Annotated in this window: 14 protein-coding genes; 8 read left to right on the forward strand and 6 right to left on the reverse strand. The window is 62.4% G+C overall.

Annotated elements, in window-relative coordinates; all coding sequences use genetic code 11:
- The 3 genes from D3876_RS13760 to D3876_RS13770 are packed head-to-tail and all read left to right on the forward strand — an operon-like array spanning position 1 to position 3,012.
- Entirely contained in the window at positions 1-744 is a 744-nt protein-coding gene (locus D3876_RS13760) for an SDR family oxidoreductase (RefSeq protein WP_119763043.1), read from the forward strand.
- Between the two features lie 35 nt (positions 745-779).
- Positions 780-2,249 carry an aldehyde dehydrogenase family protein gene (locus tag D3876_RS13765; protein ID WP_119763045.1) on the forward strand — a complete coding sequence of 490 codons (1,470 nt, stop codon included), beginning with the start codon at positions 780-782 and terminating at the stop codon, positions 2,247-2,249.
- Positions 2,250-2,265: 16 nt separating this feature from the next.
- Positions 2,266-3,012: a TetR/AcrR family transcriptional regulator gene (locus D3876_RS13770; protein ID WP_119763047.1), complete on the forward strand. Its 747-nt coding sequence runs from the start codon at positions 2,266-2,268 to the stop codon at positions 3,010-3,012.
- A gap of 6 nt (positions 3,013-3,018) precedes the next feature.
- On the opposite strand, the gene D3876_RS13775 is transcribed toward D3876_RS13770, so the two are convergent.
- From D3876_RS13775 to D3876_RS13790, 4 genes are read right to left on the reverse strand one after another with little or no spacing between them, the layout of a single operon-like run.
- A complete protein-coding gene (locus D3876_RS13775) occupies positions 3,019-3,819 on the reverse strand; it encodes an enoyl-CoA hydratase/isomerase family protein (RefSeq protein WP_119763049.1) in 801 nt (266 codons plus the stop codon).
- Between the two features lie 9 nt (positions 3,820-3,828).
- Positions 3,829-6,036, reverse strand: a complete 2,208-nt coding sequence (locus D3876_RS13780; RefSeq protein WP_119763051.1) for an acyl-CoA dehydrogenase family protein — start codon at positions 6,034-6,036, stop codon at positions 3,829-3,831.
- A 17-nt stretch (positions 6,037-6,053) separates the two neighbouring features.
- Positions 6,054-6,881: a coniferyl-alcohol dehydrogenase gene (locus D3876_RS13785; protein ID WP_119763053.1), complete on the reverse strand. Its 828-nt coding sequence runs from the start codon at positions 6,879-6,881 to the stop codon at positions 6,054-6,056.
- A gap of 20 nt (positions 6,882-6,901) precedes the next feature.
- Positions 6,902-7,132: a ferredoxin gene (locus D3876_RS13790; protein ID WP_119763055.1), complete on the reverse strand. Its 231-nt coding sequence runs from the start codon at positions 7,130-7,132 to the stop codon at positions 6,902-6,904.
- Between the two features lie 297 nt (positions 7,133-7,429).
- Here D3876_RS13790 and D3876_RS13795 point away from each other — a divergent pair, with 297 nt between their 5' ends.
- Genes D3876_RS13795 through D3876_RS13815 form a run of 5 tightly spaced genes read left to right on the forward strand, consistent with a single transcriptional unit; the run spans position 7,430 to position 12,319 of the window.
- The gene (locus tag D3876_RS13795; RefSeq protein WP_238475367.1) at positions 7,430-8,638 is read left to right on the forward strand and encodes a cytochrome P450; all 1,209 of its coding nucleotides are present in this window, start codon (positions 7,430-7,432) and stop codon (positions 8,636-8,638) included.
- A 2-nt stretch (positions 8,639-8,640) separates the two neighbouring features.
- Positions 8,641-9,045 carry a Zn-ribbon domain-containing OB-fold protein gene (locus D3876_RS13800; protein ID WP_119763059.1) on the forward strand — a complete coding sequence of 135 codons (405 nt, stop codon included), beginning with the start codon at positions 8,641-8,643 and terminating at the stop codon, positions 9,043-9,045.
- On the forward strand, positions 9,042-10,208 hold the full coding sequence (locus tag D3876_RS13805) for a thiolase family protein (protein ID WP_119763886.1): 1,167 nt from the start codon (positions 9,042-9,044) through the stop codon (positions 10,206-10,208). The genes D3876_RS13800 and D3876_RS13805 overlap by 4 nt, the downstream gene beginning before the upstream one ends.
- Before the next feature lie 4 nt (positions 10,209-10,212).
- Positions 10,213-10,956 (forward strand): DUF2889 domain-containing protein, encoded by a 744-nt coding sequence (locus tag D3876_RS13810; protein ID WP_119763061.1) that lies wholly within the window; start codon positions 10,213-10,215, stop codon positions 10,954-10,956.
- A gap of 46 nt (positions 10,957-11,002) precedes the next feature.
- Positions 11,003-12,319, forward strand: a complete 1,317-nt coding sequence (locus D3876_RS13815) for an amidohydrolase family protein (RefSeq protein ID WP_119763063.1) — start codon at positions 11,003-11,005, stop codon at positions 12,317-12,319.
- 66 nt (positions 12,320-12,385) lie between these two features.
- Here D3876_RS13815 and D3876_RS13820 read toward each other — a convergent pair whose 3' ends face one another.
- Together D3876_RS13820 and D3876_RS13825 are read right to left on the reverse strand one after the other, a co-directional pair.
- Positions 12,386-13,942: an arylsulfatase gene (locus D3876_RS13820; RefSeq protein WP_119763065.1), complete on the reverse strand. Its 1,557-nt coding sequence runs from the start codon at positions 13,940-13,942 to the stop codon at positions 12,386-12,388.
- Positions 13,943-14,100: 158 nt separating this feature from the next.
- Positions 14,101-14,727, reverse strand: a complete 627-nt coding sequence (locus tag D3876_RS13825) for an MSMEG_1061 family FMN-dependent PPOX-type flavoprotein (RefSeq protein WP_119763067.1) — start codon at positions 14,725-14,727, stop codon at positions 14,101-14,103.
- Positions 14,728-14,753: the final 26 nt, after the last annotated feature.

Consider the following 14,753-nt stretch of genomic DNA (forward strand, 5'->3'; position numbering starts at 1 on the left):
GTGGCGAAGACAATTGTGATCACCGGGGCGGGCGACGGGTTGGGCCGTGCGCTGGCACGCCGCTTTGCCGCCGATGGAGAGACCGTCATCCTGCTCGGCAGGACCTTCTCGAAGGTGCAGGCGGTGGCCGAGGAAATCGGTGGTCGGCATTTCGCGGTCGAGTGCGATGTCGGCAATCCGGATTCAGTCCGCGCCGCCTTCGCGAAGATCGCTGAGCGTCACCCGAAAATCGACGTCCTGATCAACAATGCCGCGGTCTTCGAGCCCTTTACCTTGGGCGAAGTTCGGGACGATCAGCTCATGACGCAGCTCATGACCAACCTCGCCGGGCCGATCTTCTGCGCGCGCGACGCATTGCCGCTGCTGCGCGGGGGCGGCCACATCATCAACGTTAGCAGCGAGTCCGTCCCGCTCAAGATGCCGATGCTGTGGATGTATGCGGGCACCAAGGCGGGTCTGGAATTCATGTCGGGCATGTGGGCGCGCGAGCTTGAGGAAGAGGGCGTGCGCGTCACCACAGTCCAGGCCGGCCAGATGATGGACGAGACCAAGACCGGCACGAGCTGGCCGATGGAGGTCGCGATGCGGTTCATGCAGGCCAACGCGAAGGTCGGCATCAACCCCCGCGAGCGGCCAATCTCGCACTACAACTCGGTGACCGATGTGTTTCGCGCGGTGCTCGATACGCCCGCCGACCTGCACATCGGCACGGTTGCGCTCAGCGCCCATCGCCGCCCGGCTTAAAGCACGACAACGAAATTCGACAGGAAGACAAGATCATGGCTACCCTCCCCGACGCGAAGCTTTTCATCGACGGCGTGCTGCGCGACGCTGAAGGCGGAAAGACCTATGATGTGATCGGTCCTTGGACCGGTGCGCCCGTCGGCAAGGCGGCGGACGCATCGGCTTCGGACGTCGAGGCCGCGATCGTCGCCGCGCGCCGCGCCTTTGACGAATCCGACTGGTCGACCAATGTTGAAAAGCGCGTGGCCATGGTCACGAAGCTGCGCGATCTCTTCCGGGCGAACATGGATCGGCTTTCCGATCTGGCGCGCCACGAGGCTGGCGCGGCCTGGGGCGCGGTTGGCCGCGCGCATGTCGACATGGCGCTCGATGGATGGGACGATTATCTTGCTGTTTTCCCGCAAGTTAAGTGGGAAAAGGACTATGGCGGGCGCACGGGCTATGGTTTTGAAAGCCTCCGCAAAGCCGTGTACGAGCCGGTTGGGGTGGTTGCCGCGATCACACCCTGGAACGTGCCGCTCTACGTCAATGTCGGCAAGGTTGTCGCGGCACTACTTGCGGGTTGCACCGTCATCCTGAAGCCTGCGCCCAATACGCCGGGCATGGGTGCGATCTTCGGCGAGCTTGCGGCTAAAGCGGGCCTTCCGGCCGGCGTGCTCAATGTCGTGTTCGGCAGCGATCCCGCGATGGCGGGCGAAATGCTGGTGACTGATCCACGCGTCGATCTCATTTCCTTCACTGGTTCGACCGGTGTCGGCAAGCGCATCATGGAACAAGGCGCGGCGACGCTGAAGCGCGTGTTTCTAGAACTCGGCGGCAAGTCGGCCAAGATCGTCCTCGACGACGCACCAAATTTCGCAATGGAAGTGGCGACGACAATGCTCGTCTTCCACGCCGGCCAGGGCTGTGCGGTCCAGTCGCGTCTGCTGGTGCCCAGGAGCCGCTACGAGGAAGCCAAGGCGATCCTCAAGCATGCCTATGGCAATTTTGGCGACAACTGGGGCGACTTCGACAATCCGCAGCACATCATGGGGCCGGTCATCTCCGAACGGCAGCGGGAACGGGTGATGTCCTATATCGAGCTCGGCAAAGAAGAAGGCGCGACGTTGATCGCCGGTGGTAATGCCCGGCCGGACAAGGGCGGCGGCTATTTCATCGAACCCACCTGCTTCGCCGATGTGACCAACGACATGCGCATCGCTCAGGAAGAGATTTTCGGCCCGGTTCTGGTCGTCATTCCGTTCGAGGACGATGACGACGCGATCCGTATCGCCAATGAAAGCCAGTACGGCCTTTCGGGCGGCGTAGCCTCCGGAGATCTCGATCGTGCCATGCGGGTCGCAAATCGCGTCCGTTCGGGCTCGATCAGCGTCAATGGCGGCATGTGCATCGCCGGGGACTTGCCTTTTGGCGGCTACAAGGCCAGTGGCGTTGGCCGCGAATGGGGTCTTGAGGGAATCGAGGAGTTTCTCGAGACCAAGCTGATCGCATGGCGCGCAGCATAGACAGCAAGGATTGAGTTTGAGCGCGGACGCTGGAGAGGCTAAAGGCGAAGTGAAGGCGAAGGCTGCCCGAGGGCAGCCGCGCGCTTCCGCGCCGGCAAAGGCGGTCAGCCACAACCTCAACGGCCAGCGGCTTGGCCGCAAGGGGCGCGATACGCGCGAGCGCATTCTCGCCGCGACCAACGAACTCCTTGCCGGACCCGCCGATGTCCAGATTTCGCTGAGCGCAGTTGCACGCAACGCGTCGCTCGGCATGACGTCGCTCTATCTCTATTTCAACGACCTGACCGAGCTGTTGCTCGCGGTGCTTGATCCAGTGATGGCAACCGCCGAGGACGCGTATATCTCGCTCCTCCGTACGCGTTGGAATGAGGACGAGCTGGGCGCGCGCGCACAGGAATTCGTGAAGGCTTATCACACCTTCTGGGTCAAGAACTCGCGTATCCTCCACTTGCGTAACAGCATGGCCGATCACAATGACCAGCGCATGATGTTTCACCGCGTTCGCTCTGCCCAGCCGGTCATGCTTTTGCTTGTCGAGCAGATGGACGGCGATCTGTCGAAGCAGGGGTCACCGGTATTCAGCATGGCAACCGCATTGATGACCGGCCTCGAGCGCGTCGTCACGGTCACGACGGACGCCAACCTGCCGACCTTGCTTCAGTCGCCTATCGCGTTCCGCGGCAATCTTCTTGAGGCTGAATCGAGGCTGATCGAGCTCGGCATTCGCGACTACCGGGCATTGGCCGGCAAGCCCGTCGCGTAACAGCCGCTATTCCTTCTTTCCGCCAATGCCCTTGATGTAGCGCTCGACGTTTTCGAGATAGGCAGGGTTCAGCATCAGCGCGCTGTTGGCCATGCGTTCGACATGGCGCGCCATGTCCGGCCCGACTTCATTGGCAAGCTCGATCGCGACCTTGGCCGCGCCCATCTGCTCGCCATTCTGCCTGGTGAGGTGACGGCAGAAATCGAGCGCTGATTCCTCAAATCCTTCATCGGGCCGCACGTCATGGACAAGGCCCATGATCAGTGCCCGATCGGCATCGGCTTTCTGGTTGCCCATGATCAGCCAGCGTGCCCAGTGCGGGCCGCAGATACGCGTCAGGCGGCTCACGCCGTTGGAGGCGGGCAGAACGCCGAACAGGCCTTCGGGGAAGGAGAAGGACGCGCTTTTCGCGGCAAGGCGGAAGTCACAGGAAAGCGCGAGCTCAAGCCCGCCGCCCACGCAGGTCGAATGGATGGCGCAGACGATCGGCTTTTCGACATGCTCCATCTCGTCATAGATGCGGTGCATGCCGTGCAGGCCGAGCCTGTGGTTCTCGCGAATACCCGTGGCCGTGCGCGGCTGCGCATTGGGAGAACCGCTGCGCAGGTCCGCACCGGCGCAGAAGAAGCGGCCTGTAGCACGGACGAGCATGACCTTGAGCTCGGGCGTATCGCGGAAGCGGTGCAGCGCCTGCTCGAACAACTGCATCGTTTCACCCGACAGCGCATTGAGCTTGTCGGGTCGATTGAGCGTCGCGATCAGGATGCCATCCTGTTCCTCGGTCAGAAGATGCGGCTGTTCCGACATTGTGCTTCCCTAGCCCCGTGTGCGCGGCAGGCCGAGGCCGCGTTCCGCGATCATGCTGCGATGAACCTCGCTGGTGCCGCCGTAAATGGTCGATCCCTGCGCATGGCGATAGAACATGTTGATTTCGGCTGCTGCGCCCTTGCGCTTCGACAAGGATAGCGGTGCGGTGAGATCGATCAGGTCGCGGGCGTCGCTCAGGAATTTTTCGGAACTGAACATCTTCGCCATCGGCCCATAAGCATGATTGGGCTTCTTTTCCGCGATCACCCATTGCGCGCGGAAGGTGATGAGTTCCGACACCCATAGATTGGCGGCTGTACGGGCGAGGCGCACCTGGGCGGACTGATCGTCGATCAATGGTTTTCCGCGATAGCCGATCTCGCGGCACAGCGTTTCGGCCGCGTGTAGCATGGCGCGCTGATATTTCGAAAAGCCGCCGCCATGTTCCAGCTCCAGGCTGGCGCTCATCGTGCGGACGCCGCCGTCGACTTCACCCAGGCGCCAACTGTCCGGGATGTGGACGCCATCATAGAAGGTGATGTTCGTGCGTTCGTCCTGGAAGGTGTAGACGGGCTGTACCGTCACGCCATCGGCCTTCAGCGGGACGATGAACATGGTGAGGCCCTTGTGCTTGGCCACATCGGGGTTGGTGCGCGTCAGCATCAGCACATAATCGGAAAGATTGGCGCCGCTGGTGAACATCTTGGTGCCGTCGATCCGCCAGCCATTCCCATCGGGCGTCGCGCGACACTGCGCCGCGAACACGTCGGAGCCCGAGCCCGGCTCCGAATAGCCGAGGCTGCAGATCGCTTCGCCGCGCATGAGCCGGGGCAGCACCTCCTGCTTCAATTCATCGGTGCCGAAGCGGTTGATGATCAGCGCCACCATCTGCGTCACGCCGGCGGCGGGGTTGTTGTAGCCCTGCACCTCGAAGGCATCCATCGCGGCGATCTTGGCGTAGGACGAAAGGCCGCGCCCGCCGACATCCTTGGGGAGGCCGAGATAGAGGAGGTTGGATTCGGCAAGTTTCCGGTTCAGCTCGGGATTATAACCTTCCCAGCTATAGTGGAACGTCTCGCGCATCTCCGGCGTGACGTTCTTTGCGAAGAACTCCTCGATCTCGCGCGTGATTGTCCTGGCGTCCTCGCCAAGATCGAACTCGATCGGGGTCGCGCCGACATCCGGCAGCGCGGCCTGCTCGCCCGCATAGAGGCGGCGGCCGGCTTCCTCGATCAGTCGCTGCGGATCGCCCAGCACCAGCGGCCATGCCTTGGCGCGCAGGTTGAAGAGGAAGATGTCATATTCGGTGGTGAGGCCGTAGCCGCCGAAAGTATGGAGCGCCTGCGCCACGGCACGGGCAGCGGCGTCTGCGTTCCACCAGCCGGCCAGCGATATGGTGGCGCCGGCGTCCTTCGTGCCGTCGGCTATATCGCGGATCGCCTTCCACACCAGAAACTTGCCGCCGTCCACGTCGCACAGGAGATCGGCGAGCGGATGCGAGATGCCCTGGAACTCGCCGATGAACTGCCCGAACTGCTTGCGTTCGCAAGCATAAGCGGCGGCGAGCCTGAGCGCTTCGCGACCGATGCCGGCAAGACCGGCGCCGATCAGCAGTTTCCACTCTTCGATGCCTTTAACGAAGGTCGCGAGCGCGTCGTCGCCCGAGGCCAGCGTCACGCGCGGGTGCGCAGCAAGATCGATCTCGGCCAACGGCGTGCCGGCGAGATTTTCCTCGGCCTTGCGGCCTGATTCCGGAACGGAGACGAGGACGATATCATTGCCCATGCGCGCAATAACGGCTTCGGCGACGAGACCGCCGGCGACCCACTGGACAGGCTCGGCGGCGATATCGCGGAACGCGAGGCTGGCGACGGCTTCACCCGAAATGACACGGCCGAAAAGGTCCGTGGTCTGATCGCCGCCCAGTTGTGCGAGCAACCGAGCCGTCACCAGGGTTTCGGCAAGCGGTCCGGAAACGAGCGTTCGCCCGGCCTCTTCCATCAGGATAACGGCATCGAACAGGCCCAGCCCGAGCCCGCCCGCCTCTTCGGGAACGCGGATCGACAGCGCGCCGAGTTCAGCAAGCCCCGTCCAGAGCTTGGCATCGAAGCCGGAAGGGGCGGCCGCGCGGACGCGGGCCATGGAGCTGTTTTCATCGAGGAAGCGCGCGAACATGTCGCGCATCATTTCCTGATCTTCGGTCAGGTCGAAATTCATGCGCGGTGGCTCCGAGGTTACTGTGCCGCGGACGCCCGGCGCATCATGACGCTGAGGTCGACCTGGCCGGTCGCGACGCCGCCCATGAAGCCGCCGTCGACGGGGAAGACCACGCCATTGACGATGCTCGCGGGCGCGCTGTTCAGGAGGACGATGCCGCCTGCCTGTTCATCGGGCGTGGAATAACGGCCCATCGGCTGTGCGGCCGCCTCGACCACATCCTTGCCGGATGCTGCCTCAAAAGTGGCCATCATCGGCGTCTGGGTCGGTGAGGGCAGCGTGCAGTTTATGCGGATACCCTTCTTGATCAGATGGGCGCCCATGAACTGGGTCCAGACGATGACGTTTTCCTTGGAGAAGGCGTAACCCTCGCCAACCACGTCCATATGCGCTTCGCACCACTCGACCGCGGCCTGGAAGCCCTTGGTGGTCACGAATTCCATATTGGTGGGGATGCGGCGGCTCCAGCCCAGGCCGCCCGTGGAGGCGATGCTGGCGATCGCCCCGCCGGGGCCCATCAGCGGCACGACCTGTTCGGTCAGGTGCCGAAGGCCGATGAAGTTGACCTTCATCACGTCCATTGGCGGGAAGGACTGCGGCAGGCCCGCGCAGTTGAACAGCGCGTCCACCTTGCCACCGATCTTTGCGACAGCGGCTTCGATCGAAGCCGGATCGCGCAGGTCGACATTGTTGAAGGAGGCGAGGGGAAGCGTTGAATCCTTGTAATCAAGCCCATGCACTTCGGCGCCGAGCTCGACCAGCAGCCTGGCGGTCGCTTCGCCCATGCCTGAGAAGCAACCGCTTACAATGACGCGTTTGCCCTTATAGCCCAGAATGTCGTTCATTATCCTCTCCGATTAACCTGTCAGGCCTTGGCGTTTGGTGGCCATGAAATTGTGCCGTCATCTTCTTCGACGACGATGATCCGCTCGGGGCACGCGCGGGCGCCGCGCTTTGCCAGAAGCTCCATGCCTTTTTCGACGTCAAAGCCTTCAATGGCGATGTAGCCGTCGTCGTCGAGTGGAAACAGCTCTTCGGACACGGCCGCGCAGCGGGCATTCCCGACACAGCCTGCCTGTATGATCCGGATCCTCATGTCGTCTCTCTCGAATTACTGACATTCCTTAGAAAGGAGATTGGACATGCGATCAACTCGCCGAATTGCTCATCGCCGCCGCGATGCACGCGGGAACAAGGTTCTCACCCAATCGTGGCTGCGTTATCGTCCGGGGTGTTGCGCGCGGGCATTGTCTTTGTCGGAGCCACGCGCGACACGAGTTGCCAAGCTCAGGGCGTGTGCCTGTCAGGCGCACGGACACGAGGAAAAGCAGTGAGATCGGAGATCTGAATGGTACAGGCCAGCCTGAGTCCCGCAGCGCCCAAGCCGGACCACGTGTCCGATGCTCTGGTCTATGATTTCGACATCCATGCCGATCCGGAGCTGCTGGCCGATCCGCATGCGCGCATTCTCGACATGCTGCAGAGCGCGCCGCCAGTCTTCTGGACGCCGCGCAATGGCGGTGGCTGGGTCATCCTCAGCCATGCTGCGAATTATGAGGCGTCGCGCGATACCGAAACCTTCTCGAGCGAATTCGTGCCGCCGGAGCAGATGAAGGCGTTGCTCGCGTCGCTGCCGCCCGGCGCGCCGCATATTCCCCTGCCGGTTCCGATCACGCTCGATCCGCCCGAGCACACCAAATACCGCCAGCCGCTGCAAAAGGTGTTCTCGCCCAAGACGATCGCGGGGCTGCGCGACAGCATTCGCGCGCTTGCCGGGGAGCTGATCGACGCGGTCAAGGCTGACGGGCACTGCGAATTCATGTCGGCAATCGCCGAACCTCTGCCGGTCCAGGTTTTCCTCAAGATGCTTGGGCTGCCGCTCGACCGCCTTCCCGAATATCGCACGATCGTAAAGGAGCATATGGAGGCAATTGACAGCGATCGCGCGGGCTCGATGCGTCGCCTGCAGAGGATCGCGGCCGCCATGCGCGACGTTGTGCTCGACCGGAAGGAAAACCCGCAGGACGACATTATTTCGATGCTTTGGAAGATCGAAATCGATGGCCAGCCGACGACGCTTGCGGACATGGAAAATTACGGCGTGCTGCTTTTTATTGCGGGGCTGGACACGGTGATGAACGGCATGGGGCTGGCCGTGCGCGGCCTGGCCATGGATCCCGAGCTTCAGCGCAAGCTGCGCGCCGACCCCAAGCTGATCGCCGAGGCGTCGGAGGAGATGCTGCGCCGTTACACCTTCACCGTTCCCATGCGGATCGTGCGCAAGGAAGTCGAACTGGCCGGCGCGAAGATGATGCCGGGCGAGACGGTCAAGCTGTTCCTTCCTGCAGCCGATCTCGACGCGAAGGAGTTCCCGCAGCCCGACAAATATGATCTCGACCGCGAGAACAACGTCCACATCGCCTTCGGCGTCGGGCCGCACCGCTGCCTCGGTTCGCACCTCGCGCGCGTCGAGATTCAGGTGCTTTACGAGGAAGTTCTCGCGCGCCTGCCCGAATTCCGGCTCGATCCGGAGAATCCGCCCGTCTTCCACGGCGGCCATGTGATGGGGATTGAGAGCATGAATCTGGTCTGGGACGTCTGAGCATGGCCTGGCAACGCTCGCGCCCCCGCCTCGACAATGAGAACCGCGCTTTCTGGACGGGCGGCGCGGAAGGCAAGCTCAACATCATGAAGTGCAATGATTGTGGCGGATTCATCCATCCGCCACGCGAAATCTGCCGTCATTGCCAGTCGGAAAATGTTGCGCCGCATGCGGTGACGGGCACGGGCGTTGTCGATACCTACACCGTGAATCACCAGCCCTGGGCCAAGGACATGGAAGTGCCCTTCGTCATCGCGCGCGTGGCGCTGGACGACGCCCCGGGCGTCTACCTCACGACCAACATCGTGAATTGCCCCGTCGATGCCGTCGATATCGATGACCGCGTGCGCGTCGTGTTCGAGGAACAGGATGGCATATGGTTTCCCCTGTTCGAAAAGGTGGGCTGAACGTGGCGCAAGAGGCATATATCACGGGCATCGGCATGTCCGAGGTTGGCGTGCGGCTCACGCGCTCGGCGCTTGGCCTGACCCTCGATGCGGTCAAGGAAGCGATTGCGGATGCGGGGCTGACGCTCGACCAGATCGACGGTGTTGCGACTTATCCGGGCAAGATGCAAAGTTTCCTTGGCTTTTCGCCAGTCAGCTCGGATGACCTGATCGAGGTGCTCGGGCTCAAGACGCGCTGGCACATCGGCGCGGCGGAGGCGACCGCGCAGCTTGGTGCTATCACGGAGGCCGCGAATGCGGTGAAGGCGGGGCTGGCGCGCCACGTCGTCTGCTTCCGGACCGTCTATGAGGCGGCGGCGCTTGCGCGGCCCGAGGAGTTCCCGCCGCTTGAACGCCGCAAGGACGTTTCGGGTGGATCGCAATGGGTTTCGCCCTTTGGTGCCTTCTCGGCCGCCAACTGGACCGCGCAGTTCGCGATGCGCCACATGAAGCGCTACGGCCTGACGCGCGAACAACTGGCTCAGGTCGCGCTCAACGACCATGCCAATGCCGCGCTCAATCCGCGCGCGATCGTCAAGAAGCCGCTGACGATGGACGAGTATATGTCAGCGCGGCTGATCAGCACGCCCTTCTGCCTCTATGACTGCGACCGCTTCACCGACGCCTCTACCGTCGTGATCGTTTCTGCAGGCGATGCGCTCGACGAAATCAAGGCGACCCCGATCCGTATCGCGGCGAGCGCGGGTTCGGTTGAGCGCTATAGCTGGGATCAGGCCGAATGGGCGGGCGCCTATCCAACGGGGCGCGATCTCTGGAAGAATACCGACTACAAGCCGAAGGACGTGGATACGGTCCAGTTCTATGACGGCTTCGCCTTCCAGCCGATAACCTGGCTCGAAGGGCTCGGTTTCTGCGAAGTGGGCGAGGGCGGCCAGTTCATCGAGGGCGGCAAGCGCATCGCGCGCGACGGCGAGCTGCCGATGAACACCGGCGGCGGGCAGCTCGGCTGGGGCCGTCTGCACGGCTTCGGCTTTGCCTATGAGTCGGTGGTCCAGCTCCGCGGCGACGGTGGCGCGCGCCAGATTGCGGGCGATCCGAGGGTCGCGATAGCGACCTCGGGTGGCGGCCCGATGGCGGCAGCGCTGCTGCTGACCAGGGACTAGTCGCATGGTGATCGGCGAGATCGACAAGCTGCCAGGTTTCCGCCGGCGCTTCGTCGTCTCGCCCGCCGCCGACCGCGTGACCGCCGCGGTCGAGGACGATTATCACTGCATGGCCGTCACGCTGCACCATGACGAAGCCAAGGTGACGGCGGTCAGCGCGATCATGGACCGAGCGCCGTGGACGACATGTCCCGGTGCGCCCGCGGTACTCGAGGCGACCTTCACCGGCGTCGCGCTCTCTGACGTCGCCGCGCGCGGAGAAAAGCAAGCGAATTGCACACACCTTCACGACCTTGCGGTGCTCGCCGCGGCGCATGCGGGCGATAATGCGCCCATCCGCTACGACATACTCGCCTGCGACCCGATCGAGGGTCTTGTGGTCGCGGAGATCCGGCGTGACGGGACGCTCGTCCACCGGATCGAGCATCGCGACGATATCGTGACCACGCCCGCCGCGATTGCAGGCACTTCGCTGTTCAAGCTGCGCGGCTGGATTGAGTCGCTGGAAGGGACGGAGCGCGAGGCTGCACGCCTGCTCCAATGGGGCACCATCCTCGCGCATGGCCGCAACATTCCGATGGAGCGCCAATCCGACGCCAGCCGGATGCCGCCCAATTGCTACACCTTCCAGCCCGACAAGAAGGCAGTGGCGAAACGAGTCGGGAAAATTATCGACTTCGGCGAAGGATCGCTGGAGCCTCTGGACCATTTTGCTGGAGGAAGTTTCGGATCCCGCACGCTCCGGTAAGCGGGACCGCTGACAGTCATATCTGATCCGGAGCAAGGAGAGTGCGATGGAAATGAACGATATGGTGCTGATCAGCGTCGACGATCACATCTGCGAGCCGCCCACGCTTTTCGACAACCAGCTATCGGGTGACCTTCTGGCGAGCGCGCCCAGGTTCAATACCGACGCCCACGGCAAGAACTTCTGGTCCTATCAGGGCAGCATCCGTCCCTCGGTGGGCCTGAATGCGGTCGTGGGCCGTCCGTTCGAGGAATATGGCATGGAGCCGACCTCGCTCGATCAACTCCGCGAGGGTTGTTACGACGTCCACGCGCGCATCGACGACATGGATGTGAACGGCATTGCCGCCTCAATGTGCTTCGGCAACTCGATCGCCTTTGACGGCCAGACCTTCCACAAGGCGCCCGACAAGAAGCTCTCGCTCCGGCACATGCAGGCCTATAACGACTGGCACTACGACGAATGGTGCATGGCCTATCCGGGCCGCTTCATCCCCTTGGGCATTCTGCCGACCTGGGACATGGACGCCACCGTCGCCGAGCTTCATCGCATTGCCGACAAGGGCTTTCGCGCGATTGTGATGAACGAGAATCCCACGGTGCAGGGGCTGCCCAGCATCCATAACGACTATTGGGATCCGATGTTCAGGGCGATCGCGGATACGGACCTGACGATCGCGCTTCACATCGGCACGGGCAATCCTGCGCCGCACGCCTCGATGGAAACGCCGATCGAGGCGTGGATCTCGACCATGCCGCTCTCGGTCTCGCAAGGGCTTGCCGACTGGCTGCAACTCGAGGAGCTGCACCTTTATCCCAATCTGCGAATATCGATTGCGGAGGGCGGGCTTGGCTGGGTGCCCTATTTCATGGAACGCGCCGACTTCTCGAACTGGCGGCACAAGGCCTGGACCCATTCGCGCTTCCAGAACATGAAGCCGAGCGAGATGGTCAAGCGGCACTTTCTGCACTGCTTCTTCGACGACAAATACGGCCTTCAGAACCTTGAGGCTGTGGGCGAGGACAACGCCGCCTATGAATGCGACTATCCGCATTCGGATTCGCTCTGGCCCGAGACGCCCGAGCATCTCTGGGAATCGGTCAGGCACCTGACCGACGCGCAGATCGACAAGGTGACGCACGGCAACGCCATACGCTGGTTCCGCTTCGACGACTTCCTGAAGCACAACCGGCGCGAGGACATGACCGTAGGTGCCTGCCGCGCGCGGGCTACGGCGAAGCATGTCGACACCGCACCCAAATCCTCGGGCGGCGCCCGCCCGACCGAGGAAACGCGGCCGGTGACTTCGGGGGATGTCATGGAGATGTTCAGGAAGCACGCGGCTGAACGCGAAGCGGCTTGAAAATCAGGGCGCACGGGTGAATCCGTGCGCCCTGATCCTATAGAATAACCAGATCGGCGCCGCTGACTATTGGCCCGCCGTGTTCGCGTTCGCCAGTTTCGCCATCGCCTTCTCGAGCGCGACATGCACGCTCAACGTGTCTGCTGCCTGGCGCGGCGGGAAGGCCTTCAGGCTCTCGAGATGCTCCTTGATGATCGGCGCACCTGCGGTCGGCGCCCACATCTTGGCGGCGAAGAACTTGCGCCCGATATAGCCCCATTCATGGCTTTCCGGGTCCATTTTCTCCATCGGATCCATCAGCAGGTTGAAGACGTAAGGGACGCTGGGGTAGGCCTTCTCATTCCACCAGCTTCCCTCCTTCTTGACGCCGATGTGCATCTTCCACGAGCCCACGCGCACGGCCATCAGGTCGGTTTCGTCGTAATAGAAATAATGCTTGCGCGCCGACTTGTCGGTCTTGCCGGTCCAGTGATCGAGCTGGTTATAGCCATCCAGATGCACCTTGTAGGTGACACCGTTCATCTTATGGCCTTTGAGCAAGTTGTCCTTGAGGTCCGGCAGGCCCGCCGCCGCGGCTAGAGTCACGAACAGATCCTCGTGGCTTTGCAGCGCGTTGGAGGCGCTGCCGGCGGGGATTTTTCCCGGCCACTTGATCAGGCACGGGACGCGCACGCCGCCTTCCCAGGTCGTGCCTTTTTCGCCGCGGAACGGCGCATAGCCGCCATCCGGCCACAGCATCAGCTCATTGCCATTGTCGGTCGAGTAGATGACGATGGTGTCCTCCTCGAGCCCCAGCTCCTTCAGTTTGGCGAGCAATTGCCCGACCTGGTCGTCGTGCTCGAGCATCTTGGCGCGAACGACGTCTTCCTCGGCGCGGCCTTCGTCCACTGCCTTTTGCACATATTTCTGCTGTGGGTGGGAGTAGATGTGGATCGCGGTGGTGTTGAACCAGCAGAACCAGGGTTTGTCGTCCTTGCCGACGCGGTCGAGCCAATCGAGCGTCTTTTCCACCACCTCGCCGTCGAACGTCTCCATGCGCTTGCGGGTGAGCATGCCGGTATTCTCGATCTTCTGCTTGCCGCGCTTGCCGAAGACGCCGTCCTCCGTCGGATCATCCTTGTCGGTAGCCCAGGCATGAAACGTCCCGCGCGGGCCGAACGTCTTGGTGTAGTCTGGGTTCTTCTGTCCCGGATAGTCGAGCTCTTCGGGCTGCTCCTCCGCATTGAGATGATAGAGGTTGCCGAACCATTCGTCGAAACCATGGACGGTCGGGAAGAACTCGTTGCGGTCGCCGAGGTGATTCTTGCCGAACTGTGCGGTCGCGTAGCCTTCGTTTTTCAACACCTCGGCGAGCGTCGGATCTTCCTTCTGGATGCCGAGCTTGGAGCCGGGTTGTCCGATCGTGGTCATGCCGGTGCGAATGGGCAACTGGCCCATGATGAAGGCAGCGCGGCCGGCGGTGCAGCTCGGCTGGCCATAATGATCGGTGAAGATGCAGCCGTCCCTGGCGATGCTGTCGATGTTGGGCGTTCGGCCCATCATGCCGTGGGTATAGGCACCGACATTCCACATGCCGATATCATCACCCCAGATCACGAGAATATTCGGCTTTCCCTTAGGCATCGCTTTTCTCCAAAAGTCAGGCAGACCGATGGAGATTAGGCGGGGGGCGGAGCAGGGGCTATCGGGCCAAACCCTGGAGGTTGCCGGGAAAACCCCCTATATAGCAATTCAGTCGCTGACCATTGTCCGACACAGGCAGGGCCATCGCAGAACTTGGCCTAATACAGCGCGTCCTTGTAGGAATGCTCCAGCGCTGCCTCGGTCCTGCGGACAGCTTCCTCGTCGGGAACACGCTGCGACGCGAATTGGCGAGCGGCGATCGAGCGGGTTTCACCGCTCCACGCCTCGGGTTGCCACAGCTTCGACCGGATCAACGCTTTGCCGCAGTGGAAGAAGCATTCCTTCACTTCAACATAGGTGTAGAGAAGCGCGGGCTTTCCACCGACCTGCATCCGTTCGAGCACCGCCGGATCGTTGTGGAGCGTCGCCACGCCCTTCACGCGAAGCGTTTCGCGCTGGTTGGGGACGACGAAGATCAGCCCGATCTGGCCATTGTCCAGAATGTTCCTGAAGCCGAAGGTCAGCCGGTTGCCGAGGCGTTCGGGGATGAGGAGGTTGCCGTCCCCATCGATCTCGACAAAGCCTTCGGGATCACCCTTTGGCGAGACGTCGACATGCCCGTTGGCGTCGATCGTGGCGATAAAAATAAGGGGAGAACGCGCGATGAATGACTTCATCGCGCTGTTCAGTTGGGGACCCACCTTCGCCCTGACGAACTCCATCGGTTCCCCGATGACGCGCTCGAGCGAAGGCAGGTCTCTTATCCGGTAGTCATCCTGTGGCATCCTGCGACCCCACGTACAAGGTCCGC

This window comes from Sphingomonas cavernae (assembly GCF_003590775.1).
Classification (GTDB): domain Bacteria; phylum Pseudomonadota; class Alphaproteobacteria; order Sphingomonadales; family Sphingomonadaceae; genus Sphingobium_A; species Sphingobium_A cavernae.

Coding starts and splice junctions, on each gene's coding strand:
- D3876_RS13790 (WP_119763055.1), bottom strand. CDS start 7,132: ATGAGGATCCGGATCATACAGGCAGGCTGTGTCGGGAATGCCCGCTGC.
- D3876_RS13810 (WP_119763061.1), top strand. CDS start 10,213: ATGGTGATCGGCGAGATCGACAAGCTGCCAGGTTTCCGCCGGCGCTTC.
- D3876_RS13825 (WP_119763067.1), bottom strand. CDS start 14,727: ATGCCACAGGATGACTACCGGATAAGAGACCTGCCTTCGCTCGAGCGC.
- D3876_RS13815 (WP_119763063.1), top strand. CDS start 11,003: ATGGAAATGAACGATATGGTGCTGATCAGCGTCGACGATCACATCTGC.
- D3876_RS13785 (WP_119763053.1), bottom strand. CDS start 6,881: ATGAACGACATTCTGGGCTATAAGGGCAAACGCGTCATTGTAAGCGGT.
- D3876_RS13800 (WP_119763059.1), top strand. CDS start 8,641: ATGGCCTGGCAACGCTCGCGCCCCCGCCTCGACAATGAGAACCGCGCT.
- D3876_RS13765 (WP_119763045.1), top strand. CDS start 780: ATGGCTACCCTCCCCGACGCGAAGCTTTTCATCGACGGCGTGCTGCGC.
- D3876_RS13775 (WP_119763049.1), bottom strand. CDS start 3,819: ATGTCGGAACAGCCGCATCTTCTGACCGAGGAACAGGATGGCATCCTG.
- D3876_RS13780 (WP_119763051.1), bottom strand. CDS start 6,036: ATGAATTTCGACCTGACCGAAGATCAGGAAATGATGCGCGACATGTTC.
- D3876_RS13820 (WP_119763065.1), bottom strand. CDS start 13,942: ATGCCTAAGGGAAAGCCGAATATTCTCGTGATCTGGGGTGATGATATC.